This window comes from Priestia sp. YIM B13551 (assembly GCF_042787905.1).
Taxonomy (GTDB): Bacteria; Bacillota; Bacilli; order Bacillales; family Bacillaceae_H; genus Priestia.
Window position 1 is genome coordinate 25,491 of the sequence record NZ_JBHZOX010000003.1, and the last position, 17,177, is coordinate 42,667.

Here is a 17,177-nt window from a genome sequence, read left to right on the forward strand (position 1 = left end):
GGATGATAAACGATGTGTGGTATAACGGGTTGGGTCGACTTAAAGCGATCGCTTTTAAATGAAACAGCAACAATAACAAAAATGGCTGACACTTTATCGAAAAGAGGTCCTGATGACACCAACGTATGGACACAGCAGCATGTTGCTTTTGGGCACAAACGCTTAGTTGTAGTAGATCCTCAAGGCGGAAGACAGCCGATGACAAGAGAAAAAAATGAACAGCGCTATACGCTTTGCTATAATGGAGAGCTTTACAACACGGAAGATATTCGGAAAGAATTACTAAAAAGAGGTTATCAATTTCAGGGACATTCAGATACGGAAGTACTTCTAACATCTTATATAGAATGGAAAGAATCATGCGTAGATCATTTTAACGGTATCTTTGCTTTTTCAATCTGGGACGAAGCCAATGAAAAGTTATTTATAGCACGCGACAGAATGGGAGTGAAGCCCTTATTCTATCGATCTTATGAAGGTGGAATTCAATTTGCATCGGAATTAAAAGCGATATTAGCTCATCCTGAGGTGAAAGCCGAAGTAGGATTAGATGGATTAGCAGAAGTGTTTGGCTTAGGACCTTCTCGTTCTCCCGGCCACGGCGTATTTAAAGAAATAAATGAATTGCGCCCGGCTCACGCCCTCACGCTTACGCGTAACGGGTTGAAGATTTGGCGATACTGGAACGTAAAAAGTGAGCAGCATACAGATGATTTAGGTGAAACTACAGAAAAAGTTAAATTTTTAGTGCAAGACGCGATTGTAAGACAGCTAGTGTCCGATGTCCCGGTTTGTACATTTTTATCAGGTGGAGTAGATTCAAGCGCCATTACAGCAATTGCTGCAAATGCGTTCAAAGAAAGCGGCAAGGGCTCTCTTCATACGTATTCTATCGATTATGAAGACAATGATAAATTTTTTAAAGCAAATGAGTTTCAGCCAAATTCTGATGGAACTTATATCAAGCTCATGTCGGATACGTTTCAAACAAATCATCACCGCTGCATTATTTCAACGGAGGACCTTGTGCAGCATTTAACAGAGGCTGTAGAGGTGAGAGACCTTCCTGGAATGGCTGATGTAGATTCATCGCTGCTTTGGTTTTGCCGTGAAATCAAACAAGATTTTGTTGTGAGCTTATCAGGAGAATGTGCGGATGAAATTTTTGGAGGATATCCGTGGTTTCACCGAAAACATGATTTGTCTTCGGATACCTTCCCATGGATGCGTTCATTAGATGCTCGAATTGATTTGCTGCAAAGTTCATGGAGAAAGAAATTACAGTTAGAAGATTATGTGCGTGCAAGATATGAAGAAACATTAAAGGAAGTGCCTGAATTAGAAGGTGAATCGTTAGAAGATGCGCAGCGAAGAAAGCTGTTTTATTTAAATCAGATTTGGTTTATGACAACTTTATTAGATCGTAAAGATCGTATGAGCATGGGCGCGAGCTTAGAAGTACGCGTACCTTTTGCAGATCATCGCCTTGTGGAATATGCATGGAATATTCCGTGGGAGATGAAAATGACGGGCAATAAAGAGAAGGGGATTTTACGAAAAGCGCTTGAAGGAATTTTGCCTCATGATGTTCTTTATCGCAAGAAAAGCCCTTATCCTAAAACGCATAACCCAGCTTATACAAAAGCTGTAACTGTATGGCTTCAATCTCTTTTACAAGATAAACAGTCACCTCTTCATGAATTTTTTGATAAGCAGCAGTTAAAGCATATTATTGATACAGGCGGAGAAGGATTTAAAGCACCTTGGTTTGGTCAATTAATGACAGGACCTCAGCTGCTAGCTCATCTAGCTCAAATTCACGTCTGGTTTACTCACAATAATATTCAAATTGTTGAATGACAGGACCCTCTCAGTACAGAGGGTTTTTTTTATGAAATAAGTCATCTGTTTCTCTTTTTTGTACGTTTAACTAGAGAAGAAGACCGCAGTCTATTTTTGTATAACTTTACATAGATATAAAATAAAAGCTTGAAAGCACCGAATAAAGGGAAAGTGTACTGAAACCCTGGAAAAATGGTACAAACGTCATGTTTTAATGGTTTAGTTATTGGTAATTTTATGATTCGAATAAAGACAAGCAGTTTATCGTTGTATTTAATAATAAAGATTTGTATAATGTTTGTATAACTATTGTATAGGATTAGGAGTGTATGTATGCAAAAAAACGTAATCGTGATTGGAGCAGGTCCAGGAGGACTAGCGGCAGCGATGCTGTTAGCAAGTCATGGCTATAAAGTAGATGTATATGAAAAGCAAGGATACGTGGGCGGGCGAAATTCAGCGATTAAAATGTCAGGTTATACGTTTGATATGGGTCCTACATTTTTGAGCATGCCACAGATTTTTGAAGAATTATTTCAAGCTGCTAATCGCAATGCGCATGATTATATGGACTTAAAACGTCTAAATCTCATGTATGAGCTTATTTTCGATGATGCGCAGATTCAGATGACGGATAACCATAAAAAGATGAAAGAAGAAATCGAACGTTTATACCCAGGAAACGGAGAAGGCTATGAGCGCTTTATGAAAGACACCGAAGCAAAGATGGCGGCTTTGCTGCCTTTATTGCAGGGCGAGATGGATCGTTTTCATCACTATTTAAAGCCTGAAGCAATTCGAGCACTGCCGCATTTATCCTTAGGTAAAACGCTCTATGATGTACTTGGCAAGTATTTCACTGATGAGAAATTGAAATTAGCTTTTACTTTTCAATCTAAGTACTTGGGAATGTCCCCTTGGGAATGTCCAGGAGCCTTTTCTATTTTATCGTTTATGGAACACGCTTACGGTATCTTCCATCCAATAGGAGGAGTAAACCAACTATCTCAAGCAATGGCAAAAGTAGTGGAAGAACATCAAGGGCACATCCACTTAAACCAAGGTGTCCAAAAACTATGGATTGAAAATAAGAGAGTAAAAGGAATTATTCTAGAAAATGGAGAGCGAATAGGGGCAGACGACGTCATTATCAATGGAGATTTTGCTCATGCCATGACGAATTTAATAGATGAAGGTACCCTTAAAAAATATGCAGTTAAAAAACTTGAAAAGAAAAAATACTCTTGTTCTACTTTCATGATTTATCTAGGCATAGACAAACAGTACAAAGATCTGCCTCATCACACGATTGTGTTCGCTGAAGATTATAAAAAAAATGTAGAAGAGATCACAAAAACGCTAGCTCTTTCAGAGGACCCTTCTATCTACATCCAAAACCCAGGTGTAACAGACCCAACTTTAGCACCAGAAGGAAAGTCTGCTCTTTATATTTTAGCGCCGGTTCCAAATAATTTCAGCGGTGTAAACTGGGATGAAAAACAAAAAGATTTTCGGGATGCAGTATTAAAAATTGTAGAAAAGAAAACGGGTTTCAAAGATTTAGAGAGTCATATTGAAGTTGAAAAAATCATTTCACCAAAGCAGTGGGAAGAAGACGTGCTGGTCTATAAAGGAGCGACATTTAACCTTGGACATCAGCTCACTCAAATGATGGTGCTGCGTCCGCATAATAAATTTGAAGAATTAGAAAACTGCTGGCTAGTTGGAGGAGGAACTCATCCAGGAAGCGGTCTACCAACTATTCTCGAATCATCTCGCATTACGACAAAGCTCATCTTAAAAAGAGACGGACAATTACTGAATGAGCCGTTTAAAACCATGAAGGAAATGGAGAGTGCATTATGAGAACAGCAATTGTTGGAGGCGGCATAGGCGGTTTAATTACCGCTTTGTTATTAAGCAAACGAGGATTTTCTGTTGATATTTTCGAAAAAGAAAACAAGCTTGGCGGCCGGTTGGCGTTTGTAGAAAAAGACGGTTATAAAATTGATGAAGGTCCCACGATTGTCTTACTGCCTTTAATGCTTGAACGTATTTTAGATGAAGCAGGCATTTCTGCTTCTCAATATGAACTAATACGCTGTGATCCACTTTATGATATTCATTTTCCAGACGGTACGACCTATACAAAAAAAGCGACTGAAAAAGATCAGTTAGAGGAGATTAGCCGTTTGTTTCCAGGCGAAGAGCAAAACTACCGGCGTTTTATGACTGAATTAAAAAAGCGATTTGAATTAGGAAGTAAGGCATTTTTGGAAAAAACATTTGTAAATAAACGAGATTTTTGGACATGGCAAAACATCAAGGCATTAAAAAAAATGAATGCAAATAAATCAATGAGAAAATTTGTTTCAACGTATTTCCATGATGAACGTCTAGTAGATGCCTATTCCCTGCAATCTCTCTATATTGGAGGAAATCCTTATTCGGCGCCAGCTATTTATTCCCTTGTTCCTTACAGTGAGCATGCTCATGGCATCTATTACGTAAAAGGCGGATACGCAAGTCTTGTGCCACTTCTTGAAAAGGCGCTGATAGAGCAAGGTGTAAACATTCATTTGAATAAGGCGGTTCAAGAGCTTTCTATATCAGGAGACAAGACGGAAGGGGTTATTGTTGACGAAAAACTTTATCCGTTTGATCAAGTTGTTTTAAATGGCGACTTTCCTAATATGGCGAAAATTGCTCAAAAAAAAGAAAAGAAGTATGTGCCTTCGTCCAGCTGTCTGCTGCTTTATCTTGGTTTGAAGAGAAAATATGATCATCACAATGTGCATCAATACTTTATGGGCAATGATTTAGCTAAACATATGGAAGCAGTGTTTAAGTATAAAACGATTCCTGAAGATCCCGCTATTTATACATTTAATCCCTCTGTTATTGATCCATCGTTAGCCCCTGAAGGGAAAAGTGTGCTATATGCACTTGTACCGGTTCCATCAGGTGGCCACATTGATTGGAGCAATCAGCAAGATTTTGTTGATGGAATCATTCGAACTTTAGAAGAAAAAGGGTTTGAAGAGCTTCGTAAAGAAATAGAGTGGGTAAAAGTACGCACGCCAAATGATGCTCAAGCATTTGGACTTTACGAAGGAGGAAGCTTTGGTATTGCTCCTGAGCTGTTTCAATCGGGCGTATTCAGACCCCAGTACCAGCCGTACGAATATAAAAATGTTTTTGCGATCGGAGCATCTATTCATCCAGGCGGAGGCGTGCCAATTGTTATGCAAGGAGCAAAAATGTTAGCTGATCATCTTATTGAACAATCATCTGTTCAAACGGTTGCAAAGCTTTCTTAAGATCTTGTAAGCCATAAGGAAATGATGGTTTATCCTTTAATAGAGAAAGGGGTCCTATATGATGAACATTTCGTTAGACAAAGCGTACAATCAGTGTGAAGAAATTATTAAAGAAAACTCAAAAACGTTTTACAAAGCTTTTTCCATGCTGCCGTCAAAACAAAGAAAGGCAGTATGGGCAGTATATGCATTTTGCCGTCAAGTCGATGATATTGTAGATGAAGGATGCAACCCTGAAATAGAGCTGCAGCAATTCGAATCAGAATTTGCCCGATTTAAAAATGGAGAACTATTAAACGAAAGCGCCATGTGGGTAGCTCTGCGCAATGTATTTGAACAATATGAGATGAATGTTCAAGCGTTTGATGATATGATTACCGGCCAGAGAATGGATTTAGTAAAAAAAGAATACGATACGCTTGATGAAGTGAAAACATACTCTTATCACGTAGCGAGTACGGTAGGGTTAATGCTTTTACCGATTTTAGCTCCAACTACTCATAAAGAATTAGAAGAAGAAGCAGTTGCATTAGGCATTGCGATGCAGCTGACCAACATTTTAAGAGACGTTGGGGAAGACTTAGAGCGAGGGCGCATTTATTTACCGAAAGACCTTATGAATTCTTACGGATATATGCGCATGCTATTAGAGAACCGGTGGGTCACTTCTGAATTCATAGAGATGTGGGAGCACCTGGCCAAAGAAGCGGAAATGTATTATATAAAAGGACTTCAGTCGATTCATAAATATCCGGTGGCTTCTCGTTTGCCTCTTACAGGAGCGGCGCATTTATACCGAGCGATTCTTGATAAAATTCGAAAAGAAAATTATGACGTATTTACAGAAAAGCACTTTGTCACAAGTCAAGTGAAAAAGAAAATTATGACATCTATTTCTACGGGGTAACGCAAAGGAATTACTTTTCCTTTGCGTTACTTTTTTTTGAAAAGATATGAAAGCGTTAACTATTATGTAAATAAGAAAAAAGTCTCATTTTTATCACATATTAACTTGAATATTCAGAAAATTATCTATATGATAATATACATAACATTAAATGTTAATAAAACTAACATGGAAGAGGGGTTACGATGAAAAAAGTAGAAGCCGTCATTCGTCCAGAAAAATTTCAAGCACTGCGCGTAAAATTAGAGGAAGTAGGAATAAACGGATTAACGGTCTCAGAAGTAGCAGGATGCGGTCAGCAAAAAGGAGAGCAGGGACTGTTCAGGGGACAAAGTTTTGAAATCAAACTAGTACCTAAAGTCAAGGTAGAAATGATTTTAGAAACAGAACAAGTTGATGAAGTCATTAAGATCATTCAATCAATTTGTTCTACGAATCAAATAGGCGACGGAAAGATTTTTGTATATCCGGTAGAGGATGCTGTACGAATTAGAACAGGAGAAGCAGGTGTAGAGGCTATTTTATAAAAAGAGAGTGTTATTTTAATAGAGGGGGAGTTAAGCGTCGAAAAAGAAAATTAGTGCGGCTTTGTTTATTAGTTTGTTGGCAGCACACGCGTTAATGCGGCTGACCCAACTGTTGAATCAGTCAGCGCATCAATTGACATGATGTGGGTAATGTTTGGGGCAGTACTTGTGTTTTTAATGCGCGCAGGGTTTGCGATGGTTGAAACAGGCTTCACTCGTTCGAAAAATTCGCTTAATATCTTAATGAAAAATATGCTAACGCTAGCTGTGTCTTCCGTCTTGTATTTTGTAGTTGGTTTTGCGCTTATGTTTGGAAGTACTAAAGGAGGATTTATCGGTTCGAGCGGTTTCTTTTTAAATGGAGAAAGCGATCAAATGAGCTTTTTTGTCTTTCAAATTGTTTTCGCAGCAACGTGCGCTACGATTATTTCAGGAGCGGTAGCAGAACGTATGAAATTATCGAGCTATATGATGCTCACAATTGCTATGGTAGCTGTTATTTATCCAGTTGTAGGTCACTGGGTGTGGGGAGGAGGATGGTTGTCTAAACTAGGCTTCGTAGATTTTGCAGGGTCGACAGTTGTTCATTTGACTGGAGCTCTTGGTGCGGCTGTAGCAGTTATTTTTCTAGAAGCACGTCTTGGAAAGTATGGAAGCGATGGAAAAGTCAATGCTATTCAAGGACATAATATTCTACTTGGCGCATTAGGTGTATTTATCCTCTGGTTTGGATGGTTTGGATTTAATGGAGGAAGTACATTAGCAGCGGATCCTGCCCTTGTACCAGGAATCATCGCAACTACATTAATGTCTGGGTCATGCGGAGTCCTGTCTTCTGCTTTATATACAAAGTTTCGCTACAAACGTATTGACGCTAACTTAACATTAAACGGTGCCTTAGCTGGACTTGTAGGGATTACAGCTGGAACAGCAAACGTATCGATTCCAGGTGCGATCGTCATTGGGCTAATTGCAGGAATTATTCTAGTAGAAGCTGTGCATTTTATCGATAGCAAAATGAAGTTAGATGATCCAGTTGGTGCTATTACTGTTCATGGAATTTGCGGTATTTGGGGGACGTTAGCAGTGGGACTGTTTGATACAGCTAATGGTTTATTTTATGGCGGTGGCGTACAGCTATTAGGTATTCAAGCTCTTGGAATTATAGCTGTGATGGGCTGGACAATTGGAACGGTTGGGTTATTCTTATTTGTTCTCACGCGTTTTTCTTCTATTCGAGTATCAAGCGAAGAAGAAATTGCTGGTTTAGATTTTGCTGAACACGGTTCATCCGCATACGAATTTCTTGAAAGTTTCGTAGCGACAGGAGATGGTAACCTTCATCCTGAATTTGGTGTTGGATTGATTGATCGATTAAATAAAGTTGGTAAAGTATCGGATAAACCTCATATATCGAACGTAAATGAGACGGTATAGCAGTATATAGATAGAAAAAAGTGATTAAAAGTAAAAACTTTTAATCACTTTTTTTGTTTTTATCAACTTATTTAACAATAATGTAAGCGTTAACGTTATAATGGAAACAAAAGTGAGTTTGAAACAGTTCGTCTATAGGAGGGGAATAGATGAAATGGAAAAGGACAAGTATGCTACTTATACTATTATTGCTTTTTGGAAGCAGTGCCTCAGCGCAAGATCATAAAGATATACGTGATGAGGTAATATACTCATTGATGATCAACCGTTTTTATAACGGAAGTGAACAGAATGATCGAAATGTTAACTATGAACGCTCAGATGCCTATTATGGAGGCGATTTACAGGGAATAGCACAAAAGTTAGACTATATTCAAGAGATGGGATTTACCGCTGTTTTATTAACTCCTTTTATGGAAAATGATGAGACAGGCTATCATGGATATGCGGTGACCAACCATTATAAAATAGACGATCATTTTGGAACGTTAAAAGACTTACAAAATCTTGTGAAGAAAGCACATGAGCGCAATATAAAAATTATGGTCGAATTTCCTTTGACAATCAGTAACAATCATACCTGGGTAGCAGATAAAGGAAAACAAACATGGATAAGTAATGAATCCGGTACAGATAACGAAGTAATTAAAGCATTGCCTCACCTTAATTTAAAAGAAAGTGCTGTGCAGAAATACCTTATTAAAAATGCTGCTTGGTGGAGCAAACAAGCAGATATTGACGGATATTACGTTAAAGATATCGATCAAGCTCCTTCTGCATTTATTTCATCCTTTTCTAAGACGCTAAAAAGCATGGATCCTTCTTTTCTATTAATAGGAGAAATAAACGGGCAACCATTAAAAAAAAATGAGCAGGCTGATTCGTTAGGAGTAGATTTGCTTGTAGATAGAACGCTAGCCGAAGCCACTGCTGCTACGTTTAGCGGTACTAATCGTCCGCAGAAAATGTTGTATGACAAGTGGGGGAAAAGAAGTAATCAGCCTTTAGCCAATTTTTTAGATGATGTTCATAGCACACGTTTTACAGCACAAGCATTAAAGAGTGAAAATCATCCTGGAGCCCGAACAAAGCAAGGGCTTTCCTACCTTTATACTTCGCCGAGTGTACCAATCGTTTTTTATGGAACGGAAATTGCGCTGAATGGGGGAAAGGGAGCAGAAAATTATGGCATGATGAATTTTTTAGCTAATCCCGATATTATAGATCATTTAAAAAAACTGGCTGAACTTAGAGCAAAGTCGCCTTCTCTTCGAAAAGGAAGCTTTACCCTTGTGTCTGAGCAAAAAGGTGTGGCTGTATACAAGAGAAGGTATAAGGACGAAACGACGTTTGTTGTGATTAATAATACAAAGGAAACGTCGGTCATTAATGTCCCGCTTAAAAAAGTTGGAAAAGAAAATGAACTAAGAGGGTTAATAACGGAAGGAATTATACGACCTGTTGACGATGTATACAACATTTCATCGGAGCCTGAGACCACAAATGTATATAAAGTAGTGAAAAAGTCAGGGTTTAATATTGGATATATCGCAGCGGTTGCTGCTGTTTATACGGGATTTGGCATCTTTTTGTACAAAGCATCTTCAAAAAGAAGAAAAGAAAAGAAAATTTCTCAATCTCGTAAAAAGGACAGCGCGTCGTAGTTGTCAAATTATATTGGATAAGTATTAATGAAGAAAACATAATTAAGAGGTGGAATTATGGGTGTAACAATAAAAGATGTGGCAAATTTAGCAAATGTAGCCCCTTCGACGGTATCTCGCGTCATTGCAGACAGCTCAAGAATTAGTGAAAAAACAAAACAGCGCGTGCGATCGGCTATGAAAGAACTTGGTTATCACCCAAATATTATTGCGCGAAGTCTAGCAAATCAAACGACAGAGGCAGTCGGCCTAGTGATGCCGAGCTCAGCAGACAAGGTGTTTCAAAATCCATTCTTTCCCGAAGTGCTAAGAGGAATCAGCACCGGAGCTCACGAAAACAAAAGAGCGATTTATATGTCCACTGGAGAAACGGAAGAAGAGATTTTTGCAGAAGTTGTTCAAATGGTACAGGGGAGACGAGTGGATGGATTAATTTTGCTGTACTCCAAAGTTGATGATCAAGTACTTTCTTATTTGCAAGAACAGAGCGTGCCGTTTGTAGTTATTGGAAAGCCGTTTAAACATAGTGAAAGCATCACGTTTGTTGATAATGATAATTTTAAAGCTGGAAAAGAAGCGACGGAATATTTAATTGAATCTGGGCATGAGCGTATTGCTTTTATTGGCGGAAGTCTTGAATTAGTCGTTACCATTGACCGTTTAACAGGCTATGATAAAGCGATTCAAAAAGCAAACATTCCTTACCGGGACGAGTATGTGATTCATGAAGAATTTCTACAGAAGGGAGGAAAAGAAGCTGTTTGCGAACTTTTATCTCTAAAAGAACGTCCAACGGCTCTGGTAGTAGCAGACGATCTAATGGCATTAGGCGTTTTAAATACATTGGATGAAATGGGGATTTCAGTTCCTGAAGACATTTCGATTGTCAGTTTTAATAATGTTCTGATCGCCGAAATGGCTAGACCTGCTCTCACATCTATTGATATTAATATTTTTGAACTTGGTTATCAGGCTGTACGCTGCTTGATTAAGCAGATTGAAACGCCGTATGCTGTTGCAGAACAAGTGCGCGTTCCTCACAAAATGATTAAAAGACAGTCCTGTAAAACTATTCAAATGACGAAGAGATAACTTTATATACAAATAGAAAAGAGGCTGGAACAAAAGTATTGTAGTTGAAGGAAGATCCGAACGAGTTTGATTCTTGATGGAGAATCAAACTTGTTCGGATTTTTTCGTTGGGAGGGTAAACGTAGGTAGCTGCTTCTTAGCTGTTGATTGGGTTGATTTAGGTATGTCTCAATATATTCTTTATGCCAAAGATATTGGCATTTGAAGTGCAAAAAAATATACACATGCCAATTATTTTTTCCTTTGTCGAAAAGAAAGAATGATATAAGTGGTGAAAACCTTGATGACAAATAGGCTGTAAAGTTTTATTAAAAGTTGGCACGCTATTTGCATAACTATAAAGTAAACAAAGATTTGCATACTAGGAGGTATATATCATGGTAGTTTCTTATTCTCATGAACCATTTACAAATTTTAAGGAAGAAAACAATAAAAAGGCATTTCAAGAAGCATTAACATATGTAAATACACAGCTTGGCAAAACGTACCCACTTGTGATCGACGGTGAAAAAGTGGAAACTGAAGAGAAAATTACGTCTGTTAACCCAGCGAATATAAAAGAAGTGATTGGATATGTCTCTACAGTAAATAAAGATCTAGCAGAGCAAGCGATGCAGTCAGCTTTAAAAGCTTTTGAAACGTGGAAAAAATGGAAAGTAGAACATCGAGCAGATATTCTTTTCCGTGCAGCGGCCATCATCCGTCGCAGAAAGCATGAATTTTCTAGCTATCTTGTAAAAGAAGCAGGAAAGCCTTGGAACGAAGCAGATGCTGATACAGCAGAAGCAATTGATTTTTTAGAGTACTATGCACGTCAAGTCCTGACGTTAAAAGATGGTTCTCCAGTACAGAGTCGAGACGGTGAGTATAATCAGTACAATTATATTCCGCTTGGCGTAGGTATTATCATTTCACCATTTAACTTCCCGTTAGCTATCATGGCTGGAACAGCAGTAGCAGCTATCGTAACAGGCAACACGATTTTATTAAAGCCAGCTGATGCCACTCCTGTAGTAGCAGCGAAATTTGTAGAAGTAATGGAAGAAGCAGGTTTACCGAAAGGCGTATTAAACTTTATTCCTGGTGCTACACCTGAAATCGGTGACTACTTAGTTGAACATCCAAAAACACGCTTTGTTTCATTTACCGGCTCGCGCGCAGTAGGTTGCCGCATTTACGAAAGAGCAGCAAAAGTACAGCCGGGCCAAAAATGGCTAAAACGCGTTATTGCTGAAATGGGGGGAAAAGATACGGTGGTTGTAGACAAAGATGCGGATCTTGATTTAGCTGCTTCTTCAATCGTATACTCTGCATTTGGTTTTGCAGGGCAAAAGTGCTCCGCTGGTTCTCGTGCTGTTGTGCATCAAGATGTGTATGATGAAGTGCTTGAAAAAGCAGTTGCGCTAACAAAAACATTAACTGTTGGAACCCCGGAAGAAGTTTCAACTTATATGGGACCTGTTATTCACGAGGCGTCGTATAACAAAGTATTATCGTATATTGAAATTGGAAAAGAAGAAGGACGGCTTGTTGCGGGAGGAGAAGCAGACAATTCAACTGGATACTTTATTCAGCCAACTATTTTTGCGGATGTAGATGAAAAAGCTCGTCTCATGCAAGAAGAAATTTTTGGTCCGGTAGTAGCATTCTCTAAAGCGCGAGATTTTGATCATATGATGGAGATTGCAAACAATACAGAATATGCATTAACAGGCGCTTTATTATCAAACAACCGCGAGCATATTGAGCGCGCTCGTGAAGAGTTCCATGTTGGAAATCTGTATTTTAACAGAGGATGTACGGGAGCGATTGTTGGTTACCAGCCTTTTGGCGGATTTAATATGTCAGGAACGGATTCAAAAGCAGGCGGACCGGATTATCTTGTTCTTCACATGCAAGCAAAAACAACATCTGAAACATTCTAATTGGAAAATAAGGAGGAGTAAATATGACAACTGAAACACAAAAAACGGTGAAAATCATTGAGCAAACAGAAAAATTTGGGGCACACAACTATCATCCGCTGCCGATTGTAATTGAAAAGGCAGAAGGCGTATGGGTACATGATCCAGAAAATAATAAATATATGGATATGCTAAGTGCTTATTCCGCTGTTAACCAAGGACATCGTCATCCAAAAATTATTGAAGCATTAAAACGTCAAGCTGATAAAGTAACGTTAACGTCACGAGCGTTTCATAATGATCAGCTTGGTCCATGGTATGAAAAGATTTGTAAATTAACAAATAAAAATATGGCTCTTCCAATGAATACGGGAGCAGAAGCGGTGGAAACAGCCATTAAAGCTGCACGCCGCTGGGCTTACGATGTGAAAGGCGTTGCTGAAAATCAAGCACAAATCATCGCATGTGTGGGCAACTTCCACGGTCGTACAATGACAGCTGTTTCCTTATCGTCTGAAGCAGAATATCAACGTGGTTTTGGACCGATGCTTCCAGGGCTTCAAACCATTCCTTATGGTGATTTAGAAGCGTTAAAAGCTGCTATTACACCAAATACAGCCGCATTTTTAATTGAGCCAATTCAAGGTGAAGCAGGTATCGTTTTACCTCCAGAAGGCTTCTTAAAAGCTGCAGCTGATTTATGTAAAGAACATAATGTGCTATTTATTGCTGATGAAATCCAAGTTGGCTTAGCGCGTACAGGCAAAATGTTTGCTTGTGATTGGGAAGGCGTAGAACCAGATATGCTGATTTTAGGTAAAGCGCTTGGAGGAGGAGTTTTCCCTATTTCTTGCGTAGTCGCTAACGAAGACATTTTAAGTGTCTTTAACCCTGGCTCTCATGGTTCAACATTTGGAGGAAACCCGCTTGCTTGTGCCGTATCATTAGCTGCTTTGGAAGTAATTGAAGATGAAGAACTTCCAGCGCGTTCATTAGAATTAGGTTCTTATTTCAAGCAGAAGCTCCAAAGCTTAAGCAATCCAGTTATTAAAGAAGTGCGCGGCCGAGGTCTATTCATCGGGGTAGAATTACACGAAGAAGCTCGTCCTTATTGTGAAAAATTAAAAGACCAAGGTTTGCTTTGTAAAGAAACGCACAGTACGGTTATTCGTTTTGCTCCGCCGCTAACGATTTCAAAAGAAGAGTTAGACTGGGCAATTGAACGAATTGAAAAAGTATTTGCTGAGTAATCGGTTTAAAATAAATAAAAATAGTACGATATGTATATATCGTACTATTTTTATTCATATGCAGCTAAATGACGTTTTTATTTGATAGGCAGGAGGAATAGAAGTGTATATCCAACTCTCACAGCTAAGCATGGAAGAGCAAGTTGAATGTTTAACAAAAGCGTTAGTGAAAATCAAAAGTATCAATGGGACAAGCGGCGAAGTAAAGATTGCTGATTTCATTAAAAACACGCTTCAAAGTTTTCCTTATTTCAAAGAAAATCCCCTTCACGTTTGGGAACAGAAAATTAATGGCGATACGCTAGGTAGAAAAAATGTATTTGCTTTTATTCAAGGCAGCAAAAAAAATGCTCAAACAATGATTTATCACGCTCACTTAGATACGGTTGGCATTGAAGATTTTGGTCCATTAAAAGACATAGCATTAGACCCAGAAGAACTTCAGCGCTATTTCTCTATGCATAACATTAATGAAGATGTACAGCGAGATGCTCGCTCAGGTGAATGGATGTTTGGAAGAGGAGCCGTTGATATGCAAAGTGGAATTGCTGTACATTTAGCCAATGTGCTGCATTTTACTAAGCATCCAAATAAATTAGAAGGAAACGTCCTTTTTATGGTCAACCCAGATGAGGAAAGTCAGCATGCTGGAATTATTTCTGCTGTTTCTGAACTGAACCGTTTGAAAAAAGAAAAAAATCTTTCATATGTAGCAGCGATTAATACCGACTTTATTACACCTCTTTACGATGGAGATTCCACGCGCTATATTTATACAGGAGCCGCTGGGAAACTGCTTCCATGTTTTTATATTTACGGAAGGGAGGTACACGTAGGAGATACGCTTGCTGGTATAGATCCTAATTTGATTGCATCTGAGATTACGGGAAGCATCCATAACAATATTAATCTAGCTGAAAATATTGAAGGAGAGCTGGTACTGCCACCTTCCTGTCTGTATCAACGAGATAATAAAGAGGCTTATAATGTGCAAACTGCTGTAAGCAGTCATTTGTATTTTAACTATTTCATCTATGAACGAACGGCAAAAGAAGTGATGAGTCAATTAATTGGATTATCAATCGAAGTATGTGAAAAAGTGGAGAAAAAACTTTCTGATTATTACGAACTTTTTGTTCGGAGAACGAATTTACCAAAGCGAAACTTGTCTTGGAAAGTGGATGTTGTGAGTTTGGAAGATTACCTGGAAGAATTGGATCAAAAAGGGATAAATGCTCAGGCTTGTATTGAACGAGCTTTCGAACAGTATGCGCATTTAGAACTTAGAACAAGGTGCTTTAAAGTAATTGAAGAACTTCAAAAGTTAGATCCGCATCAAAGTCCGCGCGTAATTGTCTTTTTTGCACCGCCTTACTTGCCTCATAATCACTTGAAGAAAGACGAAAGCAGAGATCAGCAGCTTCTTTATCCCTTGCAAGCAGCTGTGGAGAAGGTTGGAAAACAGACGGGAGAGACGTTTCAGTTTAAAAAATTTTTTCCCTACCTAGCAGATGGCAGCTTTTTATCTCTTCATGAGACAGATGAGGAAATCGATGCTTTTACACGTAACTTTCCGGGGTGGGGGATTGCAGGGGCGATTCCTTTCCGTGAAATTCGAGAGTTAAATATTCCGTCCATCAATATAGGAGTATATGGGAAAGACGGACATAAGTGGACAGAGCGAGTGTATAAGCCTTATTCGTTCGGAGTTCTTCCTAAGTTGATTCAAGAAACAACTGTTCAGATGCTAAAAAGTAGGCATGCTTGTACAAACCACATATAAGAAAATGAAGAACGGAGGTACCGATGAATAGACATACAGAACAAAACCAATTACAGAGAACAATGAAAAGCAGACATTTATTTATGATTGCGTTAGGAGGCGTGATTGGAACAGGCCTATTTTTAGGTTCGGGTTTTACTATTAGCCAGGCAGGGCCGGGAGGAGCCATTCTTGCATATATAATAGGCGGCTTCCTCATGTACTTAGTTATGCTTTGTTTAGGAGAGCTAGCGGTAGCAATGCCGGTTTCAGGTTCCTTTCAAGAATACGCTACAAGGTTTTTAGGACCTTCTACAGGCTTTATGATTGGATGGCTGTACTGGTTCAGCTGGGCAAATACGACAGGACTTGAATTTACGTCAGCAGGAATTTTAATGCAGAGATGGTTTCCTGATGTACCTGTATGGTCTTGGTGCTTGATTTTTGGCGTCATTACATTTTTAATTAACGCTCTTTCTGCTCGAAGCTATGCTGAAACTGAGTTTTGGTTTTCGAGTATTAAAGTTACGGCTATTATTCTATTTATTTTAATTGGAGGAGCTGCTGTCTTTGGTTTTATCGACTTCAAGGGAGGAGAACCCGCACCGTTTCTTTCGCATTTCACGCAAGGTGCAGGTCTTTTTCCAAATGGAATACTGGCAGTTCTATTGACTTTAGTAACGGTTAACTTTTCGTTTCAAGGAACGGAGCTTGTCGGCATTGCAGCAGGAGAAAGTGAAAGTCCTGAGAAAACGTTGCCGAGATCTATTCGAAACGTCATTTGGAGAACGCTGTTTTTCTTTGTGTTAGCTATGTTTGTTTTAGTCTCTATTCTGCCATACAAAACAGCAGGCGTCATTGAAAGTCCGTTTGTTGCCGTATTAGATCAAATTGGCATTCCATACGCAGCGGATATCATGAACTTTGTCATTTTAACAGCCGTTCTATCAGTGGCGAACTCCGGCGTTTATGCTGCTTCTCGTATGCTTTGGTCACTGTCAAACAGCAATATGGGGCCAAAATCTTTGAAGAAATTATCTTCAAAAGGTGTTCCAATTAACGCATTAATTGTGACAATGATTATTTCAGGGTGCTCGTTGATTACAAGCATCGTGGCTGCTGAAACCGTATATCTTTGGTTTATTTCGATTTCAGGAATGGTGACCATTATTGTTTGGATGTCCATTTGTGCCTCTCAATTTATGTTCCGCCGTCGTTTTTTAGCGGAAGGAGGAGACATAAAGGAACTGAAATTTAAAACGCCGCTTTATCCGTTCGTTCCTATTCTAGGTTTTTGTTTGTATGGACTTGTATTAATCAGCTTAATTTTTATTCCGGATCAACGAATTGGTCTTTACTGTGGTGTCCCTTTAATCATTGTACTCTACGTGTATTATCACGTAGGAATCAAGAAAAATATTGATCAAAAACAATCGGATTCACCGGTTTATAAAGCAAAATAAAAAAGAAGT

The 17,177-nt window shown here is 38.9% G+C and carries 12 protein-coding genes; all 12 read left to right on the plus strand.

Features of this window, described 5'->3' with window-relative positions:
• Nucleotides 1-12: 12 nt before the first annotated feature.
• Entirely contained in the window at nucleotides 13-1,860 is a 1,848-nt protein-coding gene (gene asnB / locus ACFX4N_RS17200) for an asparagine synthase (glutamine-hydrolyzing) (RefSeq protein WP_013055362.1), read from the plus strand.
• 315 nt (nucleotides 1,861-2,175) lie between these two features.
• Nucleotides 2,176-3,708: a phytoene desaturase family protein gene (locus ACFX4N_RS17205; RefSeq protein WP_029324694.1), complete on the plus strand. Its 1,533-nt coding sequence runs from the start codon at nucleotides 2,176-2,178 to the stop codon at nucleotides 3,706-3,708.
• A complete protein-coding gene (locus ACFX4N_RS17210; protein WP_192100495.1) occupies nucleotides 3,705-5,162 on the plus strand; it encodes a phytoene desaturase family protein in 1,458 nt (485 codons plus the stop codon). The genes ACFX4N_RS17205 and ACFX4N_RS17210 overlap by 4 nt, the downstream gene beginning before the upstream one ends.
• A gap of 58 nt (nucleotides 5,163-5,220) precedes the next feature.
• Entirely contained in the window at nucleotides 5,221-6,069 is an 849-nt protein-coding gene (locus ACFX4N_RS17215; protein WP_053486816.1) for a phytoene/squalene synthase family protein, read from the plus strand.
• Between the two features lie 185 nt (nucleotides 6,070-6,254).
• Entirely contained in the window at nucleotides 6,255-6,596 is a 342-nt protein-coding gene (locus ACFX4N_RS17220) for a P-II family nitrogen regulator (RefSeq protein WP_013055366.1), read from the plus strand.
• Between the two features lie 138 nt (nucleotides 6,597-6,734).
• Nucleotides 6,735-8,033: an ammonium transporter gene (locus ACFX4N_RS17225; protein ID WP_377261862.1), complete on the plus strand. Its 1,299-nt coding sequence runs from the start codon at nucleotides 6,735-6,737 to the stop codon at nucleotides 8,031-8,033.
• A 149-nt stretch (nucleotides 8,034-8,182) separates the two neighbouring features.
• On the plus strand, nucleotides 8,183-9,697 hold the full coding sequence (locus ACFX4N_RS17230) for an alpha-amylase family glycosyl hydrolase (protein ID WP_013055368.1): 1,515 nt from the start codon (nucleotides 8,183-8,185) through the stop codon (nucleotides 9,695-9,697).
• A gap of 57 nt (nucleotides 9,698-9,754) precedes the next feature.
• A complete protein-coding gene (locus ACFX4N_RS17235) occupies nucleotides 9,755-10,789 on the plus strand; it encodes a LacI family DNA-binding transcriptional regulator (RefSeq protein WP_013055369.1) in 1,035 nt (344 codons plus the stop codon).
• A gap of 377 nt (nucleotides 10,790-11,166) precedes the next feature.
• Nucleotides 11,167-12,714 (plus strand): L-glutamate gamma-semialdehyde dehydrogenase, encoded by a 1,548-nt coding sequence (gene pruA / locus ACFX4N_RS17240; protein ID WP_013055370.1) that lies wholly within the window; start codon nucleotides 11,167-11,169, stop codon nucleotides 12,712-12,714.
• Between the two features lie 23 nt (nucleotides 12,715-12,737).
• Nucleotides 12,738-13,943 carry an ornithine--oxo-acid transaminase gene (locus tag ACFX4N_RS17245; RefSeq protein ID WP_013055371.1) on the plus strand — a complete coding sequence of 402 codons (1,206 nt, stop codon included), beginning with the start codon at nucleotides 12,738-12,740 and terminating at the stop codon, nucleotides 13,941-13,943.
• Between the two features lie 103 nt (nucleotides 13,944-14,046).
• The gene (locus ACFX4N_RS17250; protein ID WP_192100497.1) at nucleotides 14,047-15,726 is read left to right on the plus strand and encodes a M20/M25/M40 family metallo-hydrolase; all 1,680 of its coding nucleotides are present in this window, start codon (nucleotides 14,047-14,049) and stop codon (nucleotides 15,724-15,726) included.
• 23 nt (nucleotides 15,727-15,749) lie between these two features.
• Nucleotides 15,750-17,168 carry an amino acid permease gene (locus ACFX4N_RS17255; RefSeq protein WP_013055373.1) on the plus strand — a complete coding sequence of 473 codons (1,419 nt, stop codon included), beginning with the start codon at nucleotides 15,750-15,752 and terminating at the stop codon, nucleotides 17,166-17,168.
• The last annotated feature ends 9 nt before the right edge of the window (nucleotides 17,169-17,177 follow it).

What these genes read in the sequence shown, in the direction of transcription:
- asnB (WP_013055362.1), top strand. Translation starts at nt 13, where the DNA reads ATGTGTGGTATAACGGGTTGGGTCGACTTAAAGCGATCGCTTTTAAAT.
- ACFX4N_RS17205 (WP_029324694.1), top strand. Translation starts at nt 2,176, where the DNA reads ATGCAAAAAAACGTAATCGTGATTGGAGCAGGTCCAGGAGGACTAGCG.
- ACFX4N_RS17210 (WP_192100495.1), top strand. Translation starts at nt 3,705, where the DNA reads ATGAGAACAGCAATTGTTGGAGGCGGCATAGGCGGTTTAATTACCGCT.
- ACFX4N_RS17215 (WP_053486816.1), top strand. Translation starts at nt 5,221, where the DNA reads ATGATGAACATTTCGTTAGACAAAGCGTACAATCAGTGTGAAGAAATT.
- ACFX4N_RS17220 (WP_013055366.1), top strand. Translation starts at nt 6,255, where the DNA reads ATGAAAAAAGTAGAAGCCGTCATTCGTCCAGAAAAATTTCAAGCACTG.
- ACFX4N_RS17225 (WP_377261862.1), top strand. Translation starts at nt 6,735, where the DNA reads ATGATGTGGGTAATGTTTGGGGCAGTACTTGTGTTTTTAATGCGCGCA.
- ACFX4N_RS17230 (WP_013055368.1), top strand. Translation starts at nt 8,183, where the DNA reads ATGAAATGGAAAAGGACAAGTATGCTACTTATACTATTATTGCTTTTT.
- ACFX4N_RS17235 (WP_013055369.1), top strand. Translation starts at nt 9,755, where the DNA reads ATGGGTGTAACAATAAAAGATGTGGCAAATTTAGCAAATGTAGCCCCT.
- pruA (WP_013055370.1), top strand. Translation starts at nt 11,167, where the DNA reads ATGGTAGTTTCTTATTCTCATGAACCATTTACAAATTTTAAGGAAGAA.
- ACFX4N_RS17245 (WP_013055371.1), top strand. Translation starts at nt 12,738, where the DNA reads ATGACAACTGAAACACAAAAAACGGTGAAAATCATTGAGCAAACAGAA.
- ACFX4N_RS17255 (WP_013055373.1), top strand. Translation starts at nt 15,750, where the DNA reads ATGAATAGACATACAGAACAAAACCAATTACAGAGAACAATGAAAAGC.